A 24,270-nucleotide genomic window follows, 5' to 3' on the forward strand; every position below is an offset into this window, starting at 1 on the left:
CACCGAGGCCGTGCGGGACCGGCCGCTCCTCACGCCCTTTCTAGAACGCGTTCTAGCCGGTGGGCTATGTATAACGCACACCCCCCTCCTTGTGAAGACTCCTGACATGGCGTCAGAAAGCGGTGTCGGGAGCGACTCCCCAGGACATTTGTCACTGCCGCTTCCGTACACGAGGATCTGCCCCCGCGGCTCCGCGCTTTTGTAGCGTCAGGGGTATGAAGACGACACCGGAGCCCGCGTCCGCGGTCCACTTCACCGGGGCCACCAAGGCCTTCGGTGCGGTCCGGGCAGTGGCGGGCATCGACCTCGACATCCGACGCGGCGAGACCGTGGCACTGCTCGGCCGCAACGGCGCGGGAAAGTCCACCACCATCAGCCTGCTGCTCGGCCTGAACGAGCCGGACGACGGCACCGTGCGGCTCTTCGGTGACACCCCCGCGAAGGCCGTCCGCGCCGGACGGGTAGGGGCGATGCTCCAAGAGGGCCGCCAGGTCCCCCGCGTCACCGTCCGCGAACTGGTGACGTTCGTCGCGCGTACCTACCCGAACCCGATGCCCGTGGTCGAAGCGCTGGAGCTGGCGGGTCTCGCCACCGTCGCCGACCGCCGCGTCGACCGCCTCTCCGGCGGCCAGGCCCAGCGCGTCCGGTTCGCCGTGGCGCTCGCCGGATCCCCCGAACTGATCGTCCTCGACGAACCGACCGCCGCCCTGGACGTGGAGGCGCGCCAGGTCTTCTGGGCCTCGATGCGCTCCTACGCCAGCCGCGGGAACACCGTGCTGTTCTCCACCCACTACCTGGAGGAGGCCGACGACAGCGCCGACCGGATCGTCGTCATCGACCACGGCCGGATCGTTGCGGACGGCACCGGTGACGAGCTCAAGCGCCGCGTCGGCGGGTCCCTCGTCTCCGTCGACTTGGCGGGCGGTTCCGCCGAAGGCCTGGCGCTGCTCCCCGGCGTCGTCTCCGTCGACGTACGCGGTGACCGCGCCCGGCTCCGCTCGGACGACTCCGACGCCACGGTCGTCGCCCTCGCGGAGCTGGGAGCGATCAGGAACCTCGAAGTCGCCCCCGTGTCGCTCGACGACGCCTTCCTCGCCCTGACCGGAGCCGACCCCGCCGCCGCCGCCGCCGCTCACGGAGAACTGGAGAGCGCCCGATGATCATCGACTATGTGAAGCTGGAAGTGCGGCGCACGCTGCGCGACACCGGATTCGTGGTCTTCGGCATCGGCATGCCGGTGCTCATGTACCTGCTCTTCACCAACCTGGGCACGAACGACAGCCGGTGGAAGACGGCTTCCATGGTCGGCATGGCCGCTTACGGCGCTCTCGGTTCGGCCCTGTCCGTCGGGAACGGCGTCGCGGAGGACAAGTCGATCGGCTGGTTGCGGCAGTTGCGGATCACGCCGATGAGCCCGCGCCAGGTGGTCGCAGGACGGGCGCTCACCGGCTCCGTGATCGTCCTGCCGTCCATCGCCGCGGTGCTCGCGGCGGGCGGCCTGGTCAACGGTGTCCGCATGGAAGCCTGGCAGTGGGCGGCGGTCGCCGTGACGCTGTGGCTGGGCGCCCTGCCCTTCACCCTGCTCGGCATCGGCAACGGCTACCGTCTCACCGCCCAGGCGACGGGCGTCGTCAACGTCGCGTGCAACCTGGGACTCGCGGTCGTCGGCGGGCTGTGGTTCCCCGTCGCGCTGTTCCCCGACTGGCTGCGCGCCGTCTCCGCGTACACCCCCACCAACCGCTTCGCCGAGCTGGGCGTCGCGGTGTCCGACGGACACGCCCCCGGCATCCTCGCCGTGATCGTGCTGGCGGTCTGGGCCCTGCTCTTCGGGGCGTACGCGGTCGCCTCGTACCGTCGTGCGGCGACGACGGTGTGACGGGAGCAGGCCATGCGCCGGACGAACGGCCGGATGAGGTGCGACGGCGAACGGGAACACGAGGAGGCGGGTCCGAAGCCCAGCGGCTTCACCCTGCTGCCCTGGCTGCTGATGGGCATGGGCGCCCTCTCCGACCTGGTCCAGGGCGAGACGCCCAACCCCTGGATCGGCAGCATCGGCCTCCTCGTCTTCAACACGCTCTACGTGACGCTCGCCTTCCGCGCCTTCGACAAGGAGAAACGGGAGGCGCCCGCCACCTCCTGGGCACTGGTCACCCTGGGCGCCGTCACCTTCGGCCTGGCCGCGGGCTACGGCGGGGCGTGGCTGCTGTTCTTCCCCCTGCTCGGCCTCGCGGCGGGGGCGGTCCTGCGGGGCCGCCGGCTCGCCCCGGTGATCTTCGGCCTCAGTGCCGCCGCCGGACTGGTCGCCGCGTGGCGGGACGGCTGGAGCGCCGTGAACATCGCGTACGGGACCTTCCTCTCCGGCATGGTGACGGCGGCGATCCTGCGGCTGTCGGAGACGGTGCGGGAACTGCGCGCCACCCGGCAGGAGCTGGCCCGCACGGCGGTGGAGAAGGAGCGGTTGCGGTTCTCCCGCGATCTGCACGACCTGCTCGGCCACACCCTCTCGGTGATCGTGGTGAAGTCCGAGGCCGCACGCCGGCTCGCCCCACGCGACCTGGACGCGGCACTGGGCCAGGTCGCCGACATCGAGTCGGTGGGCCGCCAGGCGCTGACCGAGATCCGCGAGGCGGTCACCGGCTACCGCGAGGGAAGTCTGGCCACGGAGTTGGACGGGGCCCGCTCGCTCCTGACCGCAGCGGGGATCGATCCCGTCGTCCGCCGGTCGGGGCCGCCGCTGGAGCCGCAGACCGAGGCACTGCTGAGCTGGGTGGTGCGGGAGTCCGTCACCAACGCCGTGCGCCACTCGGGCGCCTCGCGGTGCGAGATCGACGTCACGGGGAACGCCGAGCACGTCCGGCTCGTGGTCACGGACGACGGCCGGGGGGAGGGATCCGCCCCGCCCGGCAGCGGGCTCAAGGGACTGACCGAGCGCGTCACCGCGGCGGGCGGCTCGCTCCGGGCAGGCCCTGCGCCGCGGGGTGGATTCCGGCTCGCGGCGGAACTCCCGGCGGGCACACCGGAGACGGCCGCTGCGGCTCCGTAGGAGGCTCAGCCGGAGCTCCGGGGGCAGGGGCGGCACGAGGACGTCCCGACACGCAGGGTCTACCGGCTCGGCGGGGCCCGGGGCTCCGCACCACGGCGGGCCGGCCTCGGGACGGCACCCCGCAGGGCCACGGAGAAGCAGGTCGGAGGGGGTCCGCGGGCGCGCTCCAGCCCAGTCGGCGCCATATCCTTGAGCAATGGACGAATGGCCCCGGGACGAGCGGCCTGCGAAGTGCGTGAGGGTCCTCCTCGCCGAGGACCAGGGCATGATGCGCGGCGCCCTCGCGCTGCTCCTCGGCATGGAGCAGGACATCGAGGTGGTCGCCCAGGTGTCGAGGGGTGACGAGATCGTGCACCAGGCGCTCACCGCCCGGCCCGACGTGGCGCTGCTGGACATCGAGTTGCCCGGGAAGAGCGGACTGGACGCCGCAGCCGAACTGCGGCAGGAGGTCCCCGACTGCCGGGTGCTGATCCTGACCACGTTCGGCCGGCCCGGGTACTTGCGACGGGCCATGGAGGCCGGCGCCGCAGGGTTCCTGGTGAAGGACGGTCCGGTGGAGGAACTGGCAGAGGCCGTCCGCGCGGTGCTGCGCGGGGAGACCGTCATCGATCCGGCACTCGCGAAGGCGGCGCTCAGCGCGGGTCCGAGCCCGCTGACCCCGCGTGAACGGGACGTGCTCAACGCGGCCGTGGACGGCGCGACCGTCGCCGACATCGCCGCCACGGTCCACCTGTCGGAGTCGACGGTGCGGAACTACCTGTCGGCGGCGATCGGCAAGACCGGCACCCGCAACCGGATGGAGGCGGTCCGAGCCGCCCGGCAGCAGGGCTGGCTCTGACACCTGCCGGGCCGCTGCCGACCGGATAGGGGCGACGCCGCTCAGGTGCCCTGGCCCTCCCGCCGCCAGGGGCGGCCCCTCAACGGCGGCGGTCCGCCGGGAGCCAGAGCAGCATCAGCACGATCCCGCCCAGCACGATCCAGGTGCCGGTCGCGAATGCCAGGGCGTATCCGGCCGTCAGCGCCTCCGGGTCCGTGGCCCCGCCCGTCCGCGCCGCCGCGACCGTCGACAGCACGGCGAGCCCGAGCGCACCGCCCATCGTCCGCGAGGTGTTGACCAGACCGGAGACGAGACCCGCGTCGCCCGGTGCGGCGCCGGCGGTGGCGAGCGAGGCGAGGGGCGTCGCCGCGAGACCGGCGCCGGTCATCATCAGGATGCCGGGCACCATGATGGCCGTGACGTACGCTCCGTGCGCGTCCATCGTCGTTTGCCACCCGAAGCCGAGCACGGCCACCAGGGCACCGAGCACGGCGACGTTGCGCGCGCCGAGGGTGCGCATCAGTCGCGGCGCGAGCTTGGAGCCGAGGACCACGGCGCCCGAGCTGGGCATCAGCGCCAGCCCGGCCGCCATCGGACCGTACCCGAGGACGTTCTGGGCGTAGAGCGTCATGAAGTACCACATGCAGAACATGGCCGCGCCGTTGCAGAACATCGCCGCGTTCGCACCGGACACCGAACGCACCCGGAAGAGCTTCAGCGGCATCAGCGGCACCCGGGTCCGTGCCTCGACGGCGACGAAGGCCGCGAGCAGCACGAGTCCGGCGCCCAACGGCACGAGGGTCGCTGGGGCGGTCCAGCCGGCCTGCTCCGTCTGCACGATGCCGTACGCGAGCGTTGCGAGACCGGCCGTGACCAGCACCGCACCCGGCACGTCGAGTCGCTGTGCTCCCCCGGGGGCGTCGGCGGGGGAAGTGCCCGCGTGCGCGCGGCCCCCGCCCGGGGCACGGCTCTCCACCAGCCGCCACGCCCCGAGGAGCAGGACGAGCACGCCGGTCGGCACGTTGACCAACAGCGTCCAGCGCCAGGACAGCACGTCGGTGAGCACTCCTCCGACGAGCCCGCCCGCCGCGCCGCCCCCCGCACCGACGGCCGTCCAGGTGGCGATGGCCCGTGCCCGAGCGGGCCCTTCCGGCACCGCCGAGGTGAGCAGCGCCAGCGTGGACGGGGAGAGTACGGCTGCCCCCAGCCCCTGTCCGGCACGTGCCGCGAGCAGCAGCGCCCCGTCCTGGGCGAGTCCGCCCGCGAGCGACGCGGCCGTGAAGAGCCCGAGCCCCACCAGGAACGTCCGCTTCCGCCCGAACAGGTCACCGGCCCGCCCACCGAGCAGCATGAACCCGGCGAAGGCGATGGAATAGGCGTTGACCACCCACTGCAGGCCCACCGCGGTCAGCCCCAGATCGGCCCGCATGGAGGGCAGCGCCGTGTTGACGACGGACACGTCGAGGACGACGAGGAACTGCCCCGCGCAGGAGGCGAGGACGACCGCCCACATCCGCGCCGCCCCGGAAGCCCGGGAGGAACCAGTGGCGTGCCGTGTGTCCGACGGGGCGTTGGTCATGACCGTCATGCTCTCAGGGACCTGACGGTACGTACATCGGGATTTGCCCGGGAGACGGAGGGCAGCCCGAGTGCCGCGACAACGCGGGGCCCGGGACGCCCGCGCCCACAGCGGGGTGGGAGGGTGGTCAGGCCCGCGTCCAACTCGGCGCACGACAGAGGGAGAAGCACCGGTATGGCCGTCATCCACCACACCACCGTCACACCGACCAAGCTGGAGCTGCTCACCACCTGGCTCCCCACCCGCCCGTGGTACGGCGGTGCGGCAGACGGGCCCGCGCTGACCAAGGCGGGCGGGTTCCGGCTGGACGACCCGCAGGGCGAGGTCGGGATCGAATTCATGGTGGTCACCGACGCCTCCGGCCCCGAGCCGACCGACTACCTGGTGCCCCTCACGTATCGCGGTGCCCCGCTCGACGGGGCGGAGGGCGCCCTGGTCGGCACCATGGAGCACGGGGTGCTGGGCCGGCGCTGGGCCTACGACGGCTGCCACGACCCCGTACTGGTCACCCAGTTGCTGGCCCTGGTCGAGGGGCGGGCCCAGGCGCAGGACCAGAACACCAGCGACGCCCCCGACCGGGAGGTCACCCGCGCCTACACCGGTGCGGGAGACCTCTCCGGGACCGGTGCGGGAGACCTCTCCGCGGTCGTCACCACCACGCCCGTCGACGGCCGGGAGGCCACCGAGCTGGCGGCACCGCACGACACGGTGCTCCGTCTGCACCGAGTCCTGCGCCCCGCTGCCGACGGCCGCCCCCTCCTTCCTCGGGAGGCCGTCGGCCATGTCGCCGGCACCTGGCACCTGGCGGACGGGTCCCGCGCCCGCGGGCTGTTCGCCGTCCTGCACGCCGCTACGCGCACCTGACCGGAGCGGAGCGGCCACGGGACTCCGGGCACCGCACTTCCTTCCCCGCGTGGGGCGGGAGACCGGGGCTCCCCGGCTTCCTCGCGTGGGGCGGGGGACCGGGGCTCCCCGGTCCGCCCGCCGAAGACACCCGCACCCCGCGCCCCCTCCCGGGGCGGCTCCACCCCGGGAGGGGTCCGGAAGGCCGGTCGCGCCCGCGGACGCCGTCTAGGCCCGGCGCAGCACCGTGACGACCGCCGCACCCCCCAGTCCGATGTTGTGGGCGAGCGCGGTACTCGCTCCCGGGACCTGCCGGTCACCCGCCTCGCCCCGCAGCTGCCAGGTCAGTTCGGCGGCCTGGGCGAGCCCGGTCGCCCCCAGGGGGTGCCCCTTGGAGATCAGTCCGCCGGACGGGTTGACCACCCATCGCCCACCGTGCGTCGTCGCACCCGACTCGACGAGCTTGCCCGACTCGCCCTCCACGCACATACCGAGCGCCTCGTACGTCAGCAGTTCGTTGACGGAGAAGCAGTCGTGCAGCTCGATGACATCGACGTCCTCGATGCCGACCCCGGACTCCTCGTACGCCCGTAGGGCTGCCGCCCGCGACATGGGCCTGCCGACGACGTCGATGCACGAACCGGAGCTGAAGGACTCGGCGGTGTCGGTGGCCATGGCCTGGCCCACGATCTCGACCGCCTTGCCGTGCAGACCGTGCCGGACGACGAACCGTTCGGACACGACGACGGCCGCGGCGGCCCCGTCCGAGGTGGGCGAGCACTGGAGCCGGGTGAGCGGCGAGTGGACCTGCTTGGCGGCGAGGACCTCGTCGACGTCGTAGACGTCCTGGAACTGGGCGTTGGGGTTGTCCGCCGAGTGGCGGTGGTTCTTCGCGGCGACGGCCGCGAGCTGCCGCTGGGTCGTACCGTACCGATCCATGTGCTCCCGGGCCGCGTTGCCGAAGATCTGGGCGGTCGGCGGGGTCGCGGCGAAGCCGTGGGCCGCCGCCATGATGCCGTAGTGCCGGGCAACGGGTGATGCCGCGAAGTCGCCCCCGTCCGCTCCGCCGCCGAGCGCGCCCTTCTTCATCTTCTCGAAGCCCAGCGCGAGGACACAGTCGCTGACCCCGCCCTCGACGAACTGCCGTGCCAGCATCAGCGCGGTCGCCCCGGTCGCACAGTTGTTGTTGACGTTGTAGACGGGGACGCCGGTGAGGCCGAGCGCGTACGCCGCGCGCTGGCCCGCGGTGGATGCCTGGAAGCAGTGGCCGACGGGGACCTGTTCGACGTCCTCGTAGCGGATGCCGGCGTCGGCGAGCGCCGCCGTTCCCGCCTCCTCGGCCATGTCCCAGTACTGCCAGTCGCGTGACTCGGGCTTCTCGAACTTCGTCATGCCGACGCCGACGATGTAGCTCTTCATCGGGGGCTCCTTCAGTCTCGTGGGCCGGGAAGCTCGTGGGCCGGGAAGCTCGTGGGCCGGGAAGCTCGTGGGCCGGGAAGCTCGTGGATGGGAGTCTCGTGGCCGAGGGGCGTGCGCCTCGGCGGCGAGGGCGTCGGCCCGCAGCAGCCATGCCGCTCGGGAGGTGCAGCCCGAGCCGCCCCACGTCGCGGGCGCCCGTCCCCGTAGCCGGGCCGCGCTGCGCCTCCGGTGCCGGTCGAGGGGTGTCGAGGGTCTGTCGCACGGCTTCGAGCGGGACGGAGCATGCCAGCCGGCGGCGCACCGTGTCGGCCGACTCGGCGCGTCCCAGGGCGGTTCCGGCGCTTCCGTTCCCCATACGGGCAGACTAGAACACGTTTCAATCTGACGGAAGGTCAGACGCTCGGACCCGAAGGCACCACAAGGGACCCGCCCCTTCTGGCGACGGCGGATCCTGCACGGATCATCGGCCACACGGGGCCGATCCACCCGCTGCGGCCGCAGCAAGGGAGCCAACCAACACCCTTGCACATAAATAGAGCATGTGTTCGTTGTTACGTGACGTAATCACTTGACTCGCTCCACAACGGGAGTTCATATTTGGCCCGACTGTAAAGATCGCGTAAGTCCCAGGGGGGGTTGTGAGGGGTGGGGGACGGCGTCGTGCGCGCCGTAGAACAGCCGCGTTGACCATCGCGGCGGTCATGGGCTCTGTGCTGCAACCGTGGGCTTGGCCGGCCTCGGCGCAGGAGGCCGCGTCCGTACCGACGGCAGCGGAGCTGTCGGCACAGGATGCGTCGGCCTTGGCTGCCCAGGAGGGCGAGCCCGTCGAAGTGGTCTCGGAGCGCTCCGAATACACGAGGACCGAGGCCAACCCTGACGGAACGTTCACGCTGACCCAGTCCACGACGCCGCAGCGAGTCAAGGGCGAGGACGGCAGTTGGCGCGCGGTGGACACCACTCTGGAGCGCCGGGCGAACGGTACGGTCGGCCCGAAGGCCGCCGTGGTGGACCTGTCGTTCTCCGGTGGCGGCAGCGGCGAGGACCTGATCCGCCTGGGCGCGCCGAAAGGTTCAGTCAGCCTGGGATGGCCGGATCGACTGCCCGAGCCCGTACTCGAAGGACCCTCGGCCACGTATCCGGAGGTCTTCAAGGGCGTCGACCTGAAGCTGACCGCCACGGCCGAGGGCTACCGCGAGGTGCTGGTCGTCAAGACGGCCGAGGCTGCGGCGAATCCGGCCCTGGACCAGGTCAAACTCACCACGTCCAGCGCAGGGTTGACGATCGCTCAGGGCGCCGGTGGCGGCCTGCGGGCATTCGACGGTGACGGCAACACCGTCTTCAAGGGGCCGGCCGGTCTCATGTGGGACTCGGCCGGAGGCGCCGATGCGGGACTGCAGTCCCAGCTGATGCGCACACCGGCCGCGAGCGCGGGAGAGCCTGCCGAGAGTGACGCTCCGGAGACGGACGCGCCGGACAAGGGCGATGTCAGCGCGGTGCTGCCCGTCCAGGTCGCCGACGGTGAAGTCGCCGTGAAGCCGGACCCGCAGGTCCTGCGGGGAGAGAACACCGTCTACCCCGTCTACATCGACCCGTCGATGGGTCTGGGAGTGTCGGAGAGGACGGTGCTCTCCTCCGACGGGGACACGTTCTGGAACTTCTCCGGCGACTACGGTGTCGGCAACTGCAGCCGTCTCGGCCCCTGGTACTGCGGTACCGACTACACCAACCGCATGTACTTCGAGTTCGCGCCGACGAAGTTGGCGGGGAAGTACGTCATCGACGCCACCTTCCGCGCCTATGAGACCTGGTCGTTCTCCTGCTCGGCGCATGATGTCGACCTGTGGCGCACGAACAACATCTCGAGCTCCACCACGTGGCCGGGGCCAACCCAACTGGACCTGATGGGCGACCGGAGCGTTTCAGCGGGGCGCGGTGACCTCTGCTCACCGCAACAGCCCGACTCCTGGATCGAGTTCAACGACAACCCGAGCGAGCCGGACGAGAACCTCACCAAGACCGTCCGTTCGTTCGCGGACGGCAACTTCTCCCGCCTCACGCTGATGCTCCGCGCCAAGAACGAGAACGACCCGGACGCGTGGAAGCGGTTCAAGGAGAACGCCGAGCTGAAGGTCGTCTACGTCATCAGGCCAGGTGCCGTGACGGATGACGGGGTCATTCCCGGCAACGGTAGTGTCCAGGGCTGTTCTACTTCGGACGCCACACCCGTTGTCGCGACGCGCTTGGACCCGATGCTGCAGGCGCGGGCCCAAACCGCGGTGCAGCCGGCAAACGATGACGAGCGTGGTTCGCTACGGGTCCACTTCTGGGTCGAACGCAAACTGCCAGGCGGAGCGTGGACCGACACTGCGGCCGTGCAGTTCAATGTGCCGTCGACCGGCTACATCGTGGACGACACGTTCGCCAGACAGCGCTTGGCCGGAGGGGTGGACGGGGCGCTGTACCGGGTCAGGTCCCTGGTGCAGACGTTCTGGACGTATGAGGGTGTAACGACGGCGATCTCGTCCGGATACAAGCGGTGGTGTTACTTCAAGATCGACTCGACGGCACCCCAGGAACCGCAGATCACGTCCAACGGCCCCTACACCGCTTGCACGGCCAACGAGTGTCCCGGCAACGGCGGCCCCGGCATCGCAGGCTCCTTCACGGTCAAGCCGAATGCCGCGGACAAGGACATCCAGGCTTACCGGTGGCGGCTTCTGACCGAGTCAGCCAACGATGCGCACCGTACGGACAGCGCAACCGACGGCAGCCTGACCATCAGCGTGGTACCCAGCACCTTCGGTGAGCAGGTGCTGATCGTGGAGGCCATCGACGTCCGGGACCGCACGGGAACCCCTGCGGAATTCCACTTCAAGGTCGAGCCGGGAAACACTGCCGTGGGGCGTTGGCAATTCGGTGAGGGCACCGGCGCGAAGTCAGCCGACACGGCCACGGAAGGATCTGTACGCCACGAGCTCACCCTGCATCAGCAGGCCGGCACCGCTGCGACCTGGTCGGAGCGGGGGCGCCGCGGCACGGGCGACTTCTCGCTGCGCTTGAACGAGGACGTCACGGATCCGGCCAAGCAGACCGGATACGCTTCCACCGCCGCTCCTTCCGTCAACACCAAGGACTCGTTCACCGTTTCCGCCTGGGTGCTTCTGAAGGACGGGGCCAAGACCAGGGTCGTGGCCTCGGCCCCGGGAACGGACAAGTCCGCCGCGTTCAACCTGTTCTACTCCGCCTCGGCGAAGAAGTGGGTCTTCAACAGGGCCGTCGCCGACGCGGCCACTCCTGCCTATGTCAGCGCCGCTGCAGACGCCCCCAACCCACCACTGAACGTGTGGACGCATCTGACCGGTGTCTTCGACACCAAGAACGACCTCGACAAGGGCAACGACACCATCCAGCTCTTCGTGAACGGCCGTCCGCAGGGAACACCGATCACTCTGGCGACGGCCAACCCTGCCTACACACCGTGGACCTCCTCGGCCGGTATGACGGTGGGCGGTTCGAAGGCAGGCGAGTACTTCCTGGGCAGCATCGACGAGCTCGCCGTATGGCAGCGGCAGCTCAGCGCTGACGAAGTACGCCTGGAGAACCAGCTTCAGTCCGCCGACGGAATACCCGCGACGGAGCTGGTCGCCTTCTGGGACGCCGCAGCAGCAGCCGACGGCAAGATCCCTGACCCGACCCCCTACGCCTCGGACATGAGCCTCTCCGCCACCGGTGCCGTAGCAGACCCGGCGCAAGGTGAGCTTCGGCTCGACGGCACCTCGGGCTTCGCTTCCACCGCGGGACCGGTCCTTGACGAGACCGGATCGTTCACGGTGACCGCCGACGTCAAACTGGACAGCGCAAAGCTCAAGGCCATGCCCGTGGGAGCGAAGGCTCAGATCTTCGGCCAGTCCACTCCGGACGGCAAGGAGTCGTCATGGGCCCTGTGGGCGGAGAAGGTTGCCGACGACGTCTACCTGTGGCGCTTCGGACGTACCGCCACGGACACCACCGGAAAGGTCATTGCCGCCGGCTCGGTCCCCTCGGAAGCTCCGGCTGAGACGGACACCTGGGTCCAGGTCACCGGAGTGTTCAACGCCACGGAAGACACGGGCACCGGCTACGGCAGGACTCACCTGTTCGTCAGTGCCACCGACCAACTACCCGAAAACGACCCCTCCTTCAGCGTCGCCCAACAGGGAACGGGCGAGCTTGCCGCAGGCCGTGGACCCTCCGGCGGCGGGAACGGTCACTACCTGCCGGGCGCACTTGCAGAGATGCGCATCTGGGCCGGTGCCATGACCCCGGACCAGGTCGCCGAGAAGGTCCTGGGCACTCCAGGCGCCGAATAGCCCCAGCACCGCCGGGTGCGGCAGGCACTCTGCTGCACCCGGCCCTCTCACTGCGCTTCCCCGCGGTCCAGACCGCGGGCACACCACCGTGCGCCGTCAGTCGGGCGGCCTCAGCGAAGGCGGAAGAACTCATGAACCGGTTTCGACCGGTGGCCGGCAACCGCGGCCGCCGCAGACCATGGCCCGTACGCTCACTGAGCACCATCGCCACGTTCTCGTTGATACCCGGGCTCCTCACCCCGGCGGCTTTCGCGGCCGATGTCGATCCGCTGGGCAGGCCGGATCTCACGAAGCCGCAGTCGGTCGAGGTGTCCCCGTTCACCGCGAAGGTGAACAAGGAGGCCGCAGCGGTCATTGCCAAGGCCGCAGCTGCGGGACGGGCAGATGCCTCGCGGGCCAGGACCGACCAGAACAGGACGGTCGCGTGGCCCAAGGCCGGTACGGCGAAACTGAAGATCCCCACCACAGGAACGGCGAAGGCCGCGCCGGGGTCCCTTCCCGTCACCGTCGCAGGACCGAAGCCGGCCAAGGGAAAGAAGCCAATCGCGACCGCTGACTCGGTGACGGTCAACGTCCTGGACCAGAAACGGGCGGCAGCCCTGGGCGTCAAGGGCGTGGTCCTCGCCGTGACCGGACCCGCAAAGGGTGGGTCAGCTGACCTCGGCATCGACTACGGCCCGTTCGCCTCCGCCTACGGCGGTGACTGGGCCGGCCGACTGCAGGTGCAGCGCCTGCCCGCCTGCGCACTGACCTCTCCCGCTACGGTCAAGTGCCGCACCCGCACCGAGGTCGAGTCCGTCAACCACCGCAGGAAGCAGACCCTCAACACCGAACTGGCTTTTGGTACGGCGCCGAGCAGGGCGGCGAGGTCCCTGACTGCTGCGCCTTCTGCCGGTCAGACGATGGTCCTTGCCGTTGCCGCGGGCACCAAGTCGGGCAGCGGCGACTACAAGGCCACCCCCCTGTCGGCCTCTTCCACGTGGGAGGCAGGCGGCTCATCGGGCACGTTCACCTGGTCCTACCCGCTGCGCGTGCCCCCGTCAGCAGCCGGCCCCAGACCAGACCTGTCCATCGCGTACGACTCGGGCAGTGTGGACGGCCGCACCGCCTCGACGAACAACCAGAGCACGGTGATCGGCGAAGGCTTCGACATCACCTCGTCCTATGTCGAGCGCAGGTACGGCACCTGTGACGACGACGGGCAGGCCGACAAGTTCGACCTGTGCTGGAAGTACGACAACGCCTCCCTCGTCCTCAACGGCAAGGCCACCGAACTCGTCAAGGACGACACGACCGGCAAGTGGCGGCTGAAGAACGACGACGCCTCCACCGTCACGGTGGCCACCGGCGCGGAGAACGGCGACGACAACGGCGAGCACTGGACCGTCACCACCGGCGAAGGCACCAAGTACGTCTTCGGCCTCAACAAGCTCAACGGAGCCAGCGCATCAGAGCGCACCAACTCGGTATGGACCGTCCCCGTCTTCGGCGACGACCCGGGTGAGCCCGGCTACGCCGACGGCTCCGGCTTCTCCGGACGGCACAAGCAGCAGGCATGGCGGTGGAACCTCGACTACGTCGAGGACACCCACGGCAACGCCATGTCCTACTGGTACACCGCCGAGACCAACCACTACGACTTGCTCGGCGACGACAACACCGGAACCGCCTACACCCGCGGCGGCTACCTGAACGAGATCCGCTACGGCCAACGCGCCGGCGCTCTGTTCTCAGGCTCGCCCGCCGCCTCGAACAAGGTCGTCTTCGGCTACGCGGAGCGCTGCATCACCGGCGACTGCGGGTCCCTGACCGACGCAACCCGCGACAACTGGCCGGACGTGCCCTTCGACGCCGAATGCAAGGCGGACCAGAAGTGCACCGGCAACATCGGTCCCTCCTTCTACACCCGCAAGCGCATGACCGGCATCGCCACCCAGGCGTGGAACGCGGCCGCCACGACCCCGGCGTACGAGTCGGTGGACGCCTGGGCCCTCAAGCAGACCTACCTCGACCCGGGCGACACCGGGGACGCCACCGACCAGTCCCTGTGGCTCTCCGAGATCCGCCACACCGGCAAGCGCGGCACCGACCTCACCCTGGACCCGGTCACGTTCGGCCACGAGTTCCGCCCCAACCGCGTCGACGGCGCCACCGACGACATCCTCTCCCTCGAGAGACCGCGTCTGCGCACCATCACCTCGGAGACCGGCGCGGAAACCATCGTCACCTACATGGCGGCGGACTGCCTGGCCGGGCAGACCATGCCCAAGGTCGACACCAACACCCGCCGCTGCTACCCCGTGTACTGGTCCCCGAACGGGGAGAAGGAACCGATCCTCGACTGGTTCCACAAGTACCCCGTCTGGACGGTCTCCACCACCGACCCCAATGGCGGATCCGAGGCCGTCGAACACGCCTACACCTACGAGGGTGCAGCCTGGCACTACAACGAAGACCCGCTGGTCAAGGAGAAGGAACGCACCTGGTCCCTCTGGCGCGGCTTCAGGAAGGTCACCCACCTCACCGGCCGGACCGGCACCACCCAGTCCAAGACCGCCACCGTCTACATGCAGGGCATGAACGGCGACCGTGTCCTGGGCAGCGACGGCAAGACCCCTGACAAGGACGCACGCAAGACGGTCTCACTGACCGGTATCAAGGCCCCGCCCATCACCGACGCCGAACAGTACGCCGGGTTCACCCGCGAGACCGTCACCTACAACGGCGCACAGGAAGTCGGCGGCACCGTCAACGACCCGTGGTCCAAGCGCACCGCCACCCAGCACAAGTCCTACGCCGACACCGAGGCCTACTACGTCCGAACCGGTGCGACCCACACCCGCACCAACATCACCTCCAGCGGAACCCCCGTCGACCGAACCCGCTCGACGGCTACCACCTACGACGCCTACGGCATGGCCGAGACCGTCGAGGACAAGGGCGACGACGCCGTCACCGGCGACGAGACATGCACCCGCACCTGGTACGCCCGCAACGACAGCCTCGGCATCAACAGCCTCGTCTCCCGAAGCCGCAGCGTTGCCAGGCCGTGCGCCGTCGGCGACCCCGAGTTGAACCTGCCCGGTGGATCCGGCACCCCTGGCGACGTCACCTCCGACACGGCGACGACCTACGACACCGCCGCGGACTGGACCAGCACTCAGACCCCCACCAAGGGCGAAGCACGCTGGACCGGCCGCGCCTCCGGCTACGGGGCAAACGACCAGCCCGTCTGGCAGAAGGTGTCCACCACGACCTACGACCTCCTCGGCCGTCCACTGGAGGTCAAGGACGCCCACGACACCCTGACCGCGAAGACGACCTACGCGCCCACGGCCGCCGGCCCGCTCACCAGCAACACGGTTGAGAACGCCAAGAGCCACACCACGACCACACTCGTGGACTTCGCCACCGGAGCCACCCTTAAGGCCACCGACCCCAACGGCCAGATCACCGAGAGCGAGTACGACAGCCTCGGCCGCATCACCAAACTCTGGCTGCCCAACCGCTTGAAGGTCCTGAACAGGACGCCCAACTACGTCTACGCCTACAGCGTCACCGCCGCAGCTCCCTCCTGGGTCTCCACAGCCGTACTCAAGGGCGACGCAAGCGGCTACAACACCACGTACGAGATCTACGACGCACTGCTCCGGCCCCGCCAGACCCAGGCACCCTCGCCCATCGGCGGACGGCTGATCGCAGAAACCCTCTACGACGCACGCGGCTTCGCCACCTCAGCCCTGTCCGACATCTGGGATGAAAAGAGCACCCCGGCAGGCGGGCTTGTCGCCACCGACGGCGGCCAAGCCCCGATGCAGGTCGACACCACCTACGACGGCGCAGGCCGTGCCATCAAGGCGGAAACCAAGACCAAGAACGTCTCCCTGTGGACGATCAACACCACCTACAGCGGCGACACCGTCACCACCACCGCGCCCGCCGGCGGGCAAGCCAGTGCCGTTGTCACCAACGCTCTCGGCCAGACCACACAGCGCCGCGAATACGCCAGCCCCCAGCCGGACGGTGACTACACCACCACCAACTACACCTACACCCCGGCCGGCCAGCAGGCCACCATCGAAGGCCCCGACAAGGCCACGTGGAGCTACGGCTACGACCTGTTCGGCCGCCAGGTCAGTGTCACGGACCCGGACAAGGGCACGTCCACCACGCAGTACAACGACCTCAACCAGGTCATCAGCTCCAGCGACTCCCGCCCCGGCAACAAGCTCCTCTTCGAGTACGACGTCCTCGGACGAAAGACCGGCCTGTGGAGCGGCACCAAGACCGATGCCACCAAGCTCGCCGCGTGGACCTTCGACATCCTGAAAAAGGGCCAGCCGGACACCTCAGTCCGCTACGAGAACGGCGTCGGTCAGACCAGCAGCAAGGCCTACACCAAGAAGGTCACCAGCTACGACCCGCTCTACCAGGTCACCGGAAGCCAGCTGACCCTCCCCGCCGGCGACCCCCTCGTCACCGCAGGCGTCCCCCAGACCCTGTCCTTCTCCACCGCCTACAACCTCGACGGCACCGTCAGGCAGGCGTCCAACCCCGCCGTCGCGGGCCTGCCGTCGGAGATCGTCTCCAACACCTACAACGCCACCGGTCAGCAGATCACCGCACAGGGCACCAGCCAGTACCTCCAGGCAGCCCAATACTCCGAGACCGGAGACGTTCGTCAGCTCACCCTCAGCACGAGGAGCGCCGGCGCCAAGGCGTACCTCAGCTTCGACTACGAACAGGGCACCCGGCGGCTCACCCGCTCCTACGTCACCGACACCGTCCACGGCTACATGCCGCAGGAACTGAAGTTCACCCAGGACAAGGCCGGCAACGTCACCTCGATCTTCGACGCCACCACCCAAGGCGGCACCACGAAGGCCGACTACCAGTGCTTCACCTACGACGGCCACCGCCGCCTCACCGAAGCCTGGACCCCCAAGACCGCCGACTGCGCCGCCTCCAACCGCACCACGGCCAACCTCGACGGCGCCGCCCCCTACTGGACCAGCTACACCTACAAGACCTCGGGCCAGCGAAGCACCGAAACCGAGCACACCGCCACGGGCGACAAGACCACCAGCTACACCTACGGAGCTTCCCAGCCTCACACGCTCGTCTCGACGACCGGCGCGAAGGCGGCGACCTACGCATATGACGAGACGGGCAACACCAAGAACCGCCCCGGCACCCAAGCCCAGCAAACTCTGAGCTGGAACACCGAAGGCAAGATCGCCGCCGCTACAGAACCGGCCGCAGGCTCCAAGCCGGCTCTCGGCACCGGGTACCTCTACGACGCCGACGGCGAACTCCTCATCCGCCGCAACACCACCGCCGACGGCGACACCATCCTCTACCTCGGCGGCAACGAGGTCCGCCTCACCACCAAGGGCTCGGCCAAGACCCTCAGCGGTACCCGCTACTACACGGCAGCCGGCCAGACCATAGCCCTGCGCACCGGCACCAAGGGCAACACCGAAACCCAGCTGACACTCCTCGCCGGTGACCACCACGGCACCTCCAGCCTGGCGATCGACGCCACCACCCTCGCCATCACCAAGCGCCACACCACGCCCTTCGGCGCACCCCGCGGTGCCAACCCGACGTCCTGGCCCGACGACAAGGCCTTCCTCGGCAAACCAGCCGACACCACCACCGGACTCACCCACATCGGCGCGCGCGAATACGACCCGTCCACAGGCCAGTTCATCAGCACCGACCCCCTCCTCTCACCCGACCAGCACCAATCGCTCAACGGCTACAGCTACGCCAACAACACTCCCGTCACGCTCTCTGACCCCACGGGCATGTGCCCCGCCGACCTGTGCGGTATCGGCACACCCAAGGGCGACGGTTCCGGAAAAATAATCACCGAAGGCCCCGTCGACCCGAGCAACTCCGCAGGACCCACGTGCCACCGCGGAAGTTGCAGCGTCAGCAATGGGGGTGGAGGAGGCGGCAGAGGCCACTCGGGCGGCACCTCAAGTGGTGGCGGCGAGACAGCGGAGCCGGACTGCGGGTTCTTCTCCAAATGCGGCTGGGGAAAGGCCTGGAACAAAACAACAGACTGGATCTCTGAAAACAAGGGAACCATTGCTCAAGTCGCAACGGAAATCGTCGCAGGCGGGCTGTGCATGAGCGCCGCAACTGCCGCCGGACTGGCGACCGGAGGCATAGGGTTCGCCGCCGCCGCTGGATGCGGAGCAGTTGCAGGAGCCGCCGGAGCAGCTGTTCGTAACGCACTCACGCCGGACGCCGATCACAGCCTCACCGGAATTCTCGCCGATGAAGTCGAGGGGGCCGTATGGGGCGCGGCCGCGGGAGGTGCTGGCGCTGCCATAGCCAACTCCGCCAGGGTAGGCAAGATCCTCGGAATGTGTCACAGTTTCCTGCCTGGAACCGGCGTCCTCCTCGCAGATGGCACAGAGAAGTCGATTGAAGAAGTCAAAGTCGGCGATTTGGTCACCACCACCGACACGGAAACGGAAGAAACCGTCGAGAAAAAGGTCGTCTCAACGATCACGACGGAAGACGACAAAGACTTCACCGAAATCACAATATCTACTAGCGGTGGACTCTCGAGCATCGTAGCTACTGATACGCACCCCTTCTGGGTCCTCGACATGAAGGAATGGGTTGAGGCGGGAGACCTCCAGCCCGGGCAATGGTTGCGCACCAGTTCCGGAACCCACGTCCAGATCACCGCTCTGAGCCACTACACCAAACGCCAGCGAACCCACGACCTCACGATCGAGGACATCCACGCGTACTATGTGGTGGCGGGGGCCACGCCGGTCCTCGTTCACAATTGCGGCGGTGCAGTTACAGGGCACCCGGCGGCCTGTGAATGTGCCGATGGCGGAATACCGAAGGTGCGTAATGGGAAGCTGGCGGGAGATGTTCACCCCAAGACGAATGTTCCATTCGATGAAAACGGCTTCCCTGACTTCTCTGCATGGCGCCATCCAGATGTGCCTGATGTTCGGATCGAGCTCTCCGGTAGTCGCGGAACAGATTTCGCGAGATCTAACCGGGCGGCAGGACTCAGTGAGACGCCAGATGGCTATACCTGGCACCATCATCAAGAACCTGGTCTCATGCAGCTGATTGAGACAGAGGCCCATAAACGGACGGCCCACACGGGTGGATTCTCCGGAGGGAGGTAGCGATGAATGAACTATTTGAAGATGGGGACTTCTATACGGGTCCACCACTGAGCGTTGACATGATTAGTCGGGCCGAGCAGGCTCTGGGTCTGCAACTTCCGTCAAGCTATGTCGCGGCGCTATCGGAAAAAAACGGCGGAGTATTGAAGCGACGCCGTTTTCCTACGAAGTTCGCTACGTCCTGGGCTGTCGACCATTTCGAGATTCGCGCACTTCTCGGAATTGGCGGGAAGTGGGGGATTGATTCCTCCTCTGGCCTGGGGAGTGCTGACCTGATTGCCGAATGGGGTTATCCGGAAATCGGCGTAGTCATCTGCGATATGCCCTCAGGCGGGCATGATGCAGTAATGCTCGACTATTCCGAGTCCGGACCAGCTGGTGAGCCTTCTGTCGCCTACATCGACGAGGACCGTGTTCCTCGTAAAGTAGCGGGATCATTCGAGGAGTTCTTGTCTGGACTGGTTCCCTGCAGTCCACCGATTTAGGGTCACGCCCTTTCCGGTGTTCTTGAGGACAGAGCAAGGTCCCCTCCGCGCAGTGGTGTGGAGGGGACCTTTGTTTCGTTTGAAGGCAACGCTGCCGCTGAGACCGTGTTTGAGATCTGCCGTGTCCTGGGGCGGGAGAGGTCGTTGAGCCCTGCGTGAGTGGTTCTGAGGGTGGGTATCCGTCGGACCTGACTGACGACCAGTGGGCGCTGGTGGAGCCGTTGCTGCCACCGGCGAGGGTGGGCCCGAAGGGCGGGCGGCGGGAGAAGCACCCGCGGCGACGGATCGTGGATGCGATCTTCTACGTGGTCCGAACCGGATGCGCCTGGCGTCAGCTGCCGAAGGACTTTTCGCCCTGGCCCACCGTCTACTGGTACTTCACCTGGTGGCACGACGACGGCACCGTCGAGCGCATCCACGATGCCCTGCGCGGCAAGGTCCGGACGGCCGACGGCAGGAATGTCGAACCGACCGCAGGGCTGGTCGACTTCCAGTCCATCCGCACCGCCGACACCGTTCCGGCCGCAACCAGGGGCTTCGGCGCGGGCAAGAAGGTCAAGGGCCACAAGCGGTTCATCGTCACCGACACCCGCGGAGGCCGGCCTTGCGGAGGAGCGTGATGAAGGCGCGGGTGAGGTTGGTTGGGTCGATCGCTCTGCCCTGCGTGGTGGTGAACACGTGCCCGCCGTGCTGCCATGTGGTGCCCGCGGCCTCACGCTCGCGCTTCTGCTGCTCGTGGTGGAGCTTCAGCAACTGGACGCAGTGGGTGGGGAGGGCGATGCGGCGGTCGGAGGCCCGCGTCTTGGTGGGCAGCGTGGTGAGCCCGCCCGCGCTGGTGCGCTGAAGGGTGCGGCGGATGGCGGCGGTACCCGCGTCGAGGTCGAGGTCTACCCATCGGAGGACGAGGAGTTCGCCTTTGCGGAGTCCGGTGCGGAGAGCCAGTTTGATGTGCCGGCCGGGCGTACCGTGGAATGGGAGGTGGTGAGTTGATGACCACGGAGCTGGCTGACAACGTCCGCAAGTACCGGCGTCGGGCCGGGATGAGCCAGGAGGAACTCGCCCACGCCGCAGGCGTATCGCCGGGCACTGTGCGCAAGACCGAGCAGGGCGGCACGATCCGCATGGAGACCTTGCACACGCTTGCCCGCGCGCTGGGGGTGACCACGGCCGCGCTGATGGCCTCGGATGCACCGGAGCCCGTCGGGCAGGCCGAGGAGCCGAACCGGGTCAACCTGATCCAGCTCCGCGCCGCCCTCACCCCAGCCGTCGGGCTCGTGGACCAGGACGCCGAGGCCGTGGCCGAGGAACCGAACCTGCGCATCTTCCGGCGGACGCTGCAAGACGCACGGGTGTTGTACTTCTCCGACAGCTACAAGAGCGTCGCGGCTCAGCTGCCGGGCCTGCTGCGCGATGCCGCACAAGCCGTCGCCTACTACGACAGCGGGGACGAGCACCGGCAGGCCCTGTTGACCCGCGCAGAGGCCCTGCGGCTGGCCGGCACCTACCTCACCCAGGTACGGCAGTACGACATCGCGTATGCCGCCGTGCGCGGCGCCATCATGGACGCCCGTCAAGCCGGGGACATGCTTGCGGCGGGTTCCGGCGTCGGCTGCATGTGCTGGCTGCTGGTGCGCCAGGGCAGGTTGGACGAGGCAGAGCAGGTCGCTACTCAGAGCATGGACGCGGTGGAGCCGAAGATCACCGGGGCCGAGCCGGACCACTACGCGGTATGGGGCGGCCTGGCGATGGAGGCCGCTGCCGCAGCCGCGAGGAACAACCGTCCCGACGAGGCGAAGGAGTACCGTCAAGCTGCCCGGGTCGCGGCAACCGCCATCGGGACGGCGCATCGCAACGTCTCCCGTCACTGGTCCGTCTTCGGGCCGGTCACCGTCGCGGTCAAGGCACTCGAAGACTCCCTGGTCATCGGCGACGCCCGCGCGGTGGTGCGCAAGGCAGGCGAGCAGGAGGAGTTGTCGCCCAAGGCGTGGAAGCGCTTGGGTAGGCCCAGCCCCAACGACGGCAACCGCTTCACCCTCGATGTGGCGCGCGCCTACACCCGGACCGGGGACCTGTCCGCCGCCCTGGACGAGTTGACCCAGGCCAGGGAAGCCGCACCGCAGTGGCTGCGGCACCAGTGCGGGGCCGCCGAGACCATGCAGGAGATCCTGGGCAAGCGCAAGCGGACCCTCACGACGGAGATGCGCGAAATGGCCGACTACCTGGGCGTTGCCGGGTAACTGACACGCAGCGTGGCAGTTCGTGAACCACGAGTGGCGAACTGCCATGGCTACCGCCTGGGGTGACGTTCAGTCATTGCCTACGGTCACTGTGTCCACCATCAGCGACCCAGGCCGGAGGTGCCCAGTGAGCCAGTCCAGGAGCGATGCCGACCGCATGCGTCGCAGAGACCTGTACGACGCCGCGTCGGGTCGGGGAGGTCCCCGCTTACTGCCGTGGACCAGCCCGGAGGGGAAGCCCTGCTACCTGAGCAGCGACGGCCGGGGTTACCTCTCCACCCTCGCCGACAGCATCGAGACGGTGCAGCTCAGCATGGGCATGGAACTGTTGGAGTACGCCCGCGACGCCACGGCACCCGGCGCGAAAGCTCTGTCAGCGACCGAGTACCGCTGGCTGGCCCGCCGGTTGGCAGAAGCTCTGGCGGACGCGCTCAGGGTCGCGGACTCGCGCGGACAGCGCATCCCAGATCCGGAAGAGGCGACCGAGGATGCCTGAATCCCCGAACGCCGGCGCACCAGTACGCAATGCCTCCCGGGGCCGCTACCGCTTCCGCGAGTACCACGTGGCCACCGTCCCCGACCCCATGGCCCTGCCAGCGTTCGCAGCGGTCTGCGTCACCGGCGGAGAGCGCAACTGCGGAGCCACCTCAGGCACGCCGCACACCCCGGACGAACTGACGAGCTGGATCGCCGGACACTGCGCCCAGAGCGGCCATGAACTGTATCGAGGGACCGCCCGCGCCCTCGTCCGCGCCGAACCCGGCGCATGGCAGTAGAGTCCCCCTGCGCCGACACCAGGCCAGCGGCAGCACGACCGTGTGCCCCGAGCTGTTGACGGCAGTACCTGAACTTGAAGTCGTGATGTCGGTCAGCCGTCCATGATCAGGTCTGTGCCGGCGAGGCAGCCGTCGATCAGGTGTGGGCGGTACTGGATCTGCTTGACCTTGCGTTTGACGGCCCGGGTGATCTGGCCAAGGTCGGCGGCGGCGAGGTTGCCGATGTCGCGTTTGACAAGCGGCCGGACGCCTTCTTGGGAGTTGAGGTCGGGCGCGTAGGTGGGCAGTTGGAAGACGGTCAGCCAGTCTGCGCTGGCCTCGAAGAACGCCTTCAGCGGCGGGACGAGGTGGATGCGGGCGTTGTCCCAGACGAGCACGATCGGTCCGCCGAGCTGGATACGGCTACATTCCAGGTCCCGTTCCAGCCTCACGATCTGTGGGATGTTTACTCGCCGACTAACTCCAACGTGAATGGAATCATCAACACGATAGCCACGAAGCATTCGAAGCTACACGGGGGTGGTGTAAATGTGGACCTTTCGGGCGCTGGCCTTTCTGCATCGCAATTTGACGAGGCTCTCGGGCGAGTGAACGATCAGATCCACAGCTGAGGGAAGGACAGTTTCATCGGTAACATTAGTTTCTTTGGAGGAGCCTGATGGCCAAGATGAGGTGCAAATGCGGAGCTGTCATTCGAGATGACGATCCAGACTACAGCCTGATCCTTTTGCCCAATAAAGAGTTCGATGCTGACGATGCTGACGGCACGACGCTTCTCGGCAGGGGCGTAGATGCTCGGCGTTGCAAGGTGTGCAATCGACTCTGGGTCTTTTGGGATGAGGGGGCTGAGGCCACTGAGTATCTCGAAATTCGGGATGGCTAAACCGAATTACTAACCCGCCTCCGGCGGTGCCAGATCCGATATGTGCAACAGTAATATCGGTGCCCCGTCAGGCAGTTTCTGGCAGGGCATCTGCATGCGGTGGCGGCAGTAGTCGACGCTGAGATTGAAAGGATGGGGTGACAGCAGGCGTTGGCGGTGTTCCATCCTCGTCATGAGGTACGCGGATGACGGCGGACTGACCGCCTGCGGGCGGGCGAAGAAGGAGGCTGTGCGCTTCGAGGCCGCGGAGATGTTCGAGCAGGGGGTGCGGCCGCCGGAGGCGGCCCCGCAGGTTACGGGTGTCGCGGAATGTCGGCCTACGCCTGGCACGCCGTCTGGCGCGAGGGCGGCAGTGTGGCCCTGACCTCCGGGAGGCCCGGCCGCGCATGGCGGACGGAAGACCAGCGGTGGATCCTGGCGAGGGTAGCGAAGCTGATCCATCGCCTGTTCGACTACCGGCATACCCCGCGCGGGGAGTCGTATCTGCTGCACCGGCTGGGCTGGTCGCCGCAGCTCCCCGTGCGGCGTGCCGTTGAGTCGTGCCGGACGGAGCCGTGGCCGCGGGTAAGAGGACGGCCCGGCTCCCGGGCGCGTGTATGGCCTTCGAGAACGAAGCCGGGCAGGACCTGAAACCCGATACGGCCCGGACCTGGTTGCGACGCGGGCGGTC

The 24,270-nt window shown here is 68.3% G+C and carries 16 protein-coding genes and 1 pseudogene; 13 read left to right on the top strand and 4 right to left on the bottom strand.

Annotated features, from left to right (window positions below; genetic code table 11):
• The first annotated feature begins 215 nt into the window (after positions 1-215).
• The 4 genes from ACFXOM_RS28690 to ACFXOM_RS28705 all read left to right on the top strand — a co-directional run bounded on the left by ACFXOM_RS28690 (position 216) and on the right by ACFXOM_RS28705 (position 3,881).
• A complete protein-coding gene (locus ACFXOM_RS28690; RefSeq protein WP_385040129.1) occupies positions 216-1,160 on the top strand; it encodes an ATP-binding cassette domain-containing protein in 945 nt (314 codons plus the stop codon).
• A complete protein-coding gene (locus tag ACFXOM_RS28695; RefSeq protein ID WP_384947242.1) occupies positions 1,157-1,876 on the top strand; it encodes an ABC transporter permease in 720 nt (239 codons plus the stop codon). The genes ACFXOM_RS28690 and ACFXOM_RS28695 overlap by 4 nt, the downstream gene beginning before the upstream one ends.
• A 12-nt stretch (positions 1,877-1,888) precedes the next feature.
• Positions 1,889-3,043, top strand: coding sequence for a sensor histidine kinase (locus tag ACFXOM_RS28700; RefSeq protein ID WP_384947244.1), 1,155 nt, complete (start codon positions 1,889-1,891; stop codon positions 3,041-3,043).
• A 196-nt stretch (positions 3,044-3,239) separates the two neighbouring features.
• Positions 3,240-3,881 carry a response regulator gene (locus ACFXOM_RS28705; RefSeq protein WP_384938478.1) on the top strand — a complete coding sequence of 214 codons (642 nt, stop codon included), beginning with the start codon at positions 3,240-3,242 and terminating at the stop codon, positions 3,879-3,881.
• 79 nt (positions 3,882-3,960) lie between these two features.
• Here ACFXOM_RS28705 and ACFXOM_RS28710 read toward each other — a convergent pair whose 3' ends face one another.
• Positions 3,961-5,448 (bottom strand): MFS transporter, encoded by a 1,488-nt coding sequence (locus tag ACFXOM_RS28710; protein ID WP_385040132.1) that lies wholly within the window; start codon positions 5,446-5,448, stop codon positions 3,961-3,963.
• Positions 5,449-5,613: 165 nt separating this feature from the next.
• Here ACFXOM_RS28710 and ACFXOM_RS28715 point away from each other — a divergent pair, with 165 nt between their 5' ends.
• A complete protein-coding gene (locus tag ACFXOM_RS28715) occupies positions 5,614-6,303 on the top strand; it encodes a 1,4-alpha-glucan branching protein (RefSeq protein ID WP_384938474.1) in 690 nt (229 codons plus the stop codon).
• Positions 6,304-6,510: 207 nt separating this feature from the next.
• On the opposite strand, the gene ACFXOM_RS28720 is transcribed toward ACFXOM_RS28715, so the two are convergent.
• Positions 6,511-7,701, bottom strand: a complete 1,191-nt coding sequence (locus tag ACFXOM_RS28720) for a lipid-transfer protein (RefSeq protein ID WP_385040134.1) — start codon at positions 7,699-7,701, stop codon at positions 6,511-6,513.
• A 683-nt stretch (positions 7,702-8,384) separates the two neighbouring features.
• Here ACFXOM_RS28720 and ACFXOM_RS28725 point away from each other — a divergent pair.
• The 4 genes from ACFXOM_RS28725 (at position 8,385) to ACFXOM_RS28740 (ending at position 20,324) form a co-directional block, all read left to right on the top strand.
• Positions 8,385-12,050, top strand: coding sequence for a LamG domain-containing protein (locus tag ACFXOM_RS28725; protein WP_385040137.1), 3,666 nt, complete (start codon positions 8,385-8,387; stop codon positions 12,048-12,050).
• A gap of 131 nt (positions 12,051-12,181) precedes the next feature.
• Entirely contained in the window at positions 12,182-19,219 is a 7,038-nt protein-coding gene (locus tag ACFXOM_RS28730; protein ID WP_385040140.1) for an RHS repeat-associated core domain-containing protein, read from the top strand.
• A 2-nt stretch (positions 19,220-19,221) separates the two neighbouring features.
• On the top strand, positions 19,222-19,704 hold the full coding sequence (locus ACFXOM_RS28735) for an SMI1/KNR4 family protein (RefSeq protein WP_385040143.1): 483 nt from the start codon (positions 19,222-19,224) through the stop codon (positions 19,702-19,704).
• A gap of 155 nt (positions 19,705-19,859) precedes the next feature.
• Positions 19,860-20,324 carry an IS5 family transposase gene (locus tag ACFXOM_RS28740; protein ID WP_385040146.1) on the top strand — a complete coding sequence of 155 codons (465 nt, stop codon included), beginning with the start codon at positions 19,860-19,862 and terminating at the stop codon, positions 20,322-20,324.
• Here the strand turns inward: ACFXOM_RS28740 and ACFXOM_RS28745 are convergent.
• Positions 20,284-20,649: pseudogene (locus ACFXOM_RS28745) on the bottom strand (tyrosine-type recombinase/integrase); the annotation flags it as partial. The gene ACFXOM_RS28740 and the pseudogene ACFXOM_RS28745 overlap by 41 nt on opposite strands.
• Before the next feature lie 44 nt (positions 20,650-20,693).
• On the opposite strand from ACFXOM_RS28745, the gene ACFXOM_RS28750 reads away from it, so the two are divergent.
• From ACFXOM_RS28750 to ACFXOM_RS28760, 3 genes are all read left to right on the top strand, one after another.
• Positions 20,694-21,941 (top strand): helix-turn-helix domain-containing protein, encoded by a 1,248-nt coding sequence (locus ACFXOM_RS28750; protein WP_385040149.1) that lies wholly within the window; start codon positions 20,694-20,696, stop codon positions 21,939-21,941.
• Between the two features lie 157 nt (positions 21,942-22,098).
• Positions 22,099-22,437, top strand: coding sequence for a hypothetical protein (locus ACFXOM_RS28755; RefSeq protein WP_385040152.1), 339 nt, complete (start codon positions 22,099-22,101; stop codon positions 22,435-22,437).
• Complete coding sequence (locus ACFXOM_RS28760; protein ID WP_385040155.1) at positions 22,430-22,717, top strand: hypothetical protein; 288 nt, start codon at positions 22,430-22,432, stop codon at positions 22,715-22,717. Before ACFXOM_RS28755 ends, ACFXOM_RS28760 begins: the two co-directional genes overlap by 8 nt.
• Positions 22,718-22,809: 92 nt before the next feature.
• Here ACFXOM_RS28760 and ACFXOM_RS28765 read toward each other — a convergent pair whose 3' ends face one another.
• Positions 22,810-23,148, bottom strand: a complete 339-nt coding sequence (locus ACFXOM_RS28765; RefSeq protein ID WP_385040158.1) for a transposase — start codon at positions 23,146-23,148, stop codon at positions 22,810-22,812.
• 761 nt (positions 23,149-23,909) lie between these two features.
• Between ACFXOM_RS28765 and ACFXOM_RS28770 the strand changes: the two genes are divergently transcribed.
• Positions 23,910-24,230 carry a winged helix-turn-helix domain-containing protein gene (locus tag ACFXOM_RS28770; protein ID WP_385040161.1) on the top strand — a complete coding sequence of 107 codons (321 nt, stop codon included), beginning with the start codon at positions 23,910-23,912 and terminating at the stop codon, positions 24,228-24,230.
• Positions 24,231-24,270: the final 40 nt, after the last annotated feature.

It is taken from the genome of Streptomyces sp. NPDC059169 (assembly GCF_042755225.1).
GTDB lineage: Bacteria > Actinomycetota > Actinomycetes > Streptomycetales > Streptomycetaceae > Streptomyces.

Excerpts from the sequence above, each read along its gene's own strand:
- ACFXOM_RS28690 (WP_385040129.1), top strand. The coding sequence starts at position 216 with ATGAAGACGACACCGGAGCCCGCGTCCGCGGTCCACTTCACCGGGGCC.
- ACFXOM_RS28695 (WP_384947242.1), top strand. The coding sequence starts at position 1,157 with ATGATCATCGACTATGTGAAGCTGGAAGTGCGGCGCACGCTGCGCGAC.
- ACFXOM_RS28700 (WP_384947244.1), top strand. The coding sequence starts at position 1,889 with ATGCGCCGGACGAACGGCCGGATGAGGTGCGACGGCGAACGGGAACAC.
- ACFXOM_RS28705 (WP_384938478.1), top strand. The coding sequence starts at position 3,240 with ATGGACGAATGGCCCCGGGACGAGCGGCCTGCGAAGTGCGTGAGGGTC.
- ACFXOM_RS28710 (WP_385040132.1), bottom strand. The coding sequence starts at position 5,448 with ATGACGGTCATGACCAACGCCCCGTCGGACACACGGCACGCCACTGGT.
- ACFXOM_RS28715 (WP_384938474.1), top strand. The coding sequence starts at position 5,614 with ATGGCCGTCATCCACCACACCACCGTCACACCGACCAAGCTGGAGCTG.
- ACFXOM_RS28720 (WP_385040134.1), bottom strand. The coding sequence starts at position 7,701 with ATGAAGAGCTACATCGTCGGCGTCGGCATGACGAAGTTCGAGAAGCCC.
- ACFXOM_RS28730 (WP_385040140.1), top strand. The coding sequence starts at position 12,182 with ATGAACCGGTTTCGACCGGTGGCCGGCAACCGCGGCCGCCGCAGACCA.
- ACFXOM_RS28735 (WP_385040143.1), top strand. The coding sequence starts at position 19,222 with ATGAATGAACTATTTGAAGATGGGGACTTCTATACGGGTCCACCACTG.
- ACFXOM_RS28750 (WP_385040149.1), top strand. The coding sequence starts at position 20,694 with ATGACCACGGAGCTGGCTGACAACGTCCGCAAGTACCGGCGTCGGGCC.
- ACFXOM_RS28755 (WP_385040152.1), top strand. The coding sequence starts at position 22,099 with ATGCGTCGCAGAGACCTGTACGACGCCGCGTCGGGTCGGGGAGGTCCC.
- ACFXOM_RS28760 (WP_385040155.1), top strand. The coding sequence starts at position 22,430 with ATGCCTGAATCCCCGAACGCCGGCGCACCAGTACGCAATGCCTCCCGG.
- ACFXOM_RS28770 (WP_385040161.1), top strand. The coding sequence starts at position 23,910 with ATGTCGGCCTACGCCTGGCACGCCGTCTGGCGCGAGGGCGGCAGTGTG.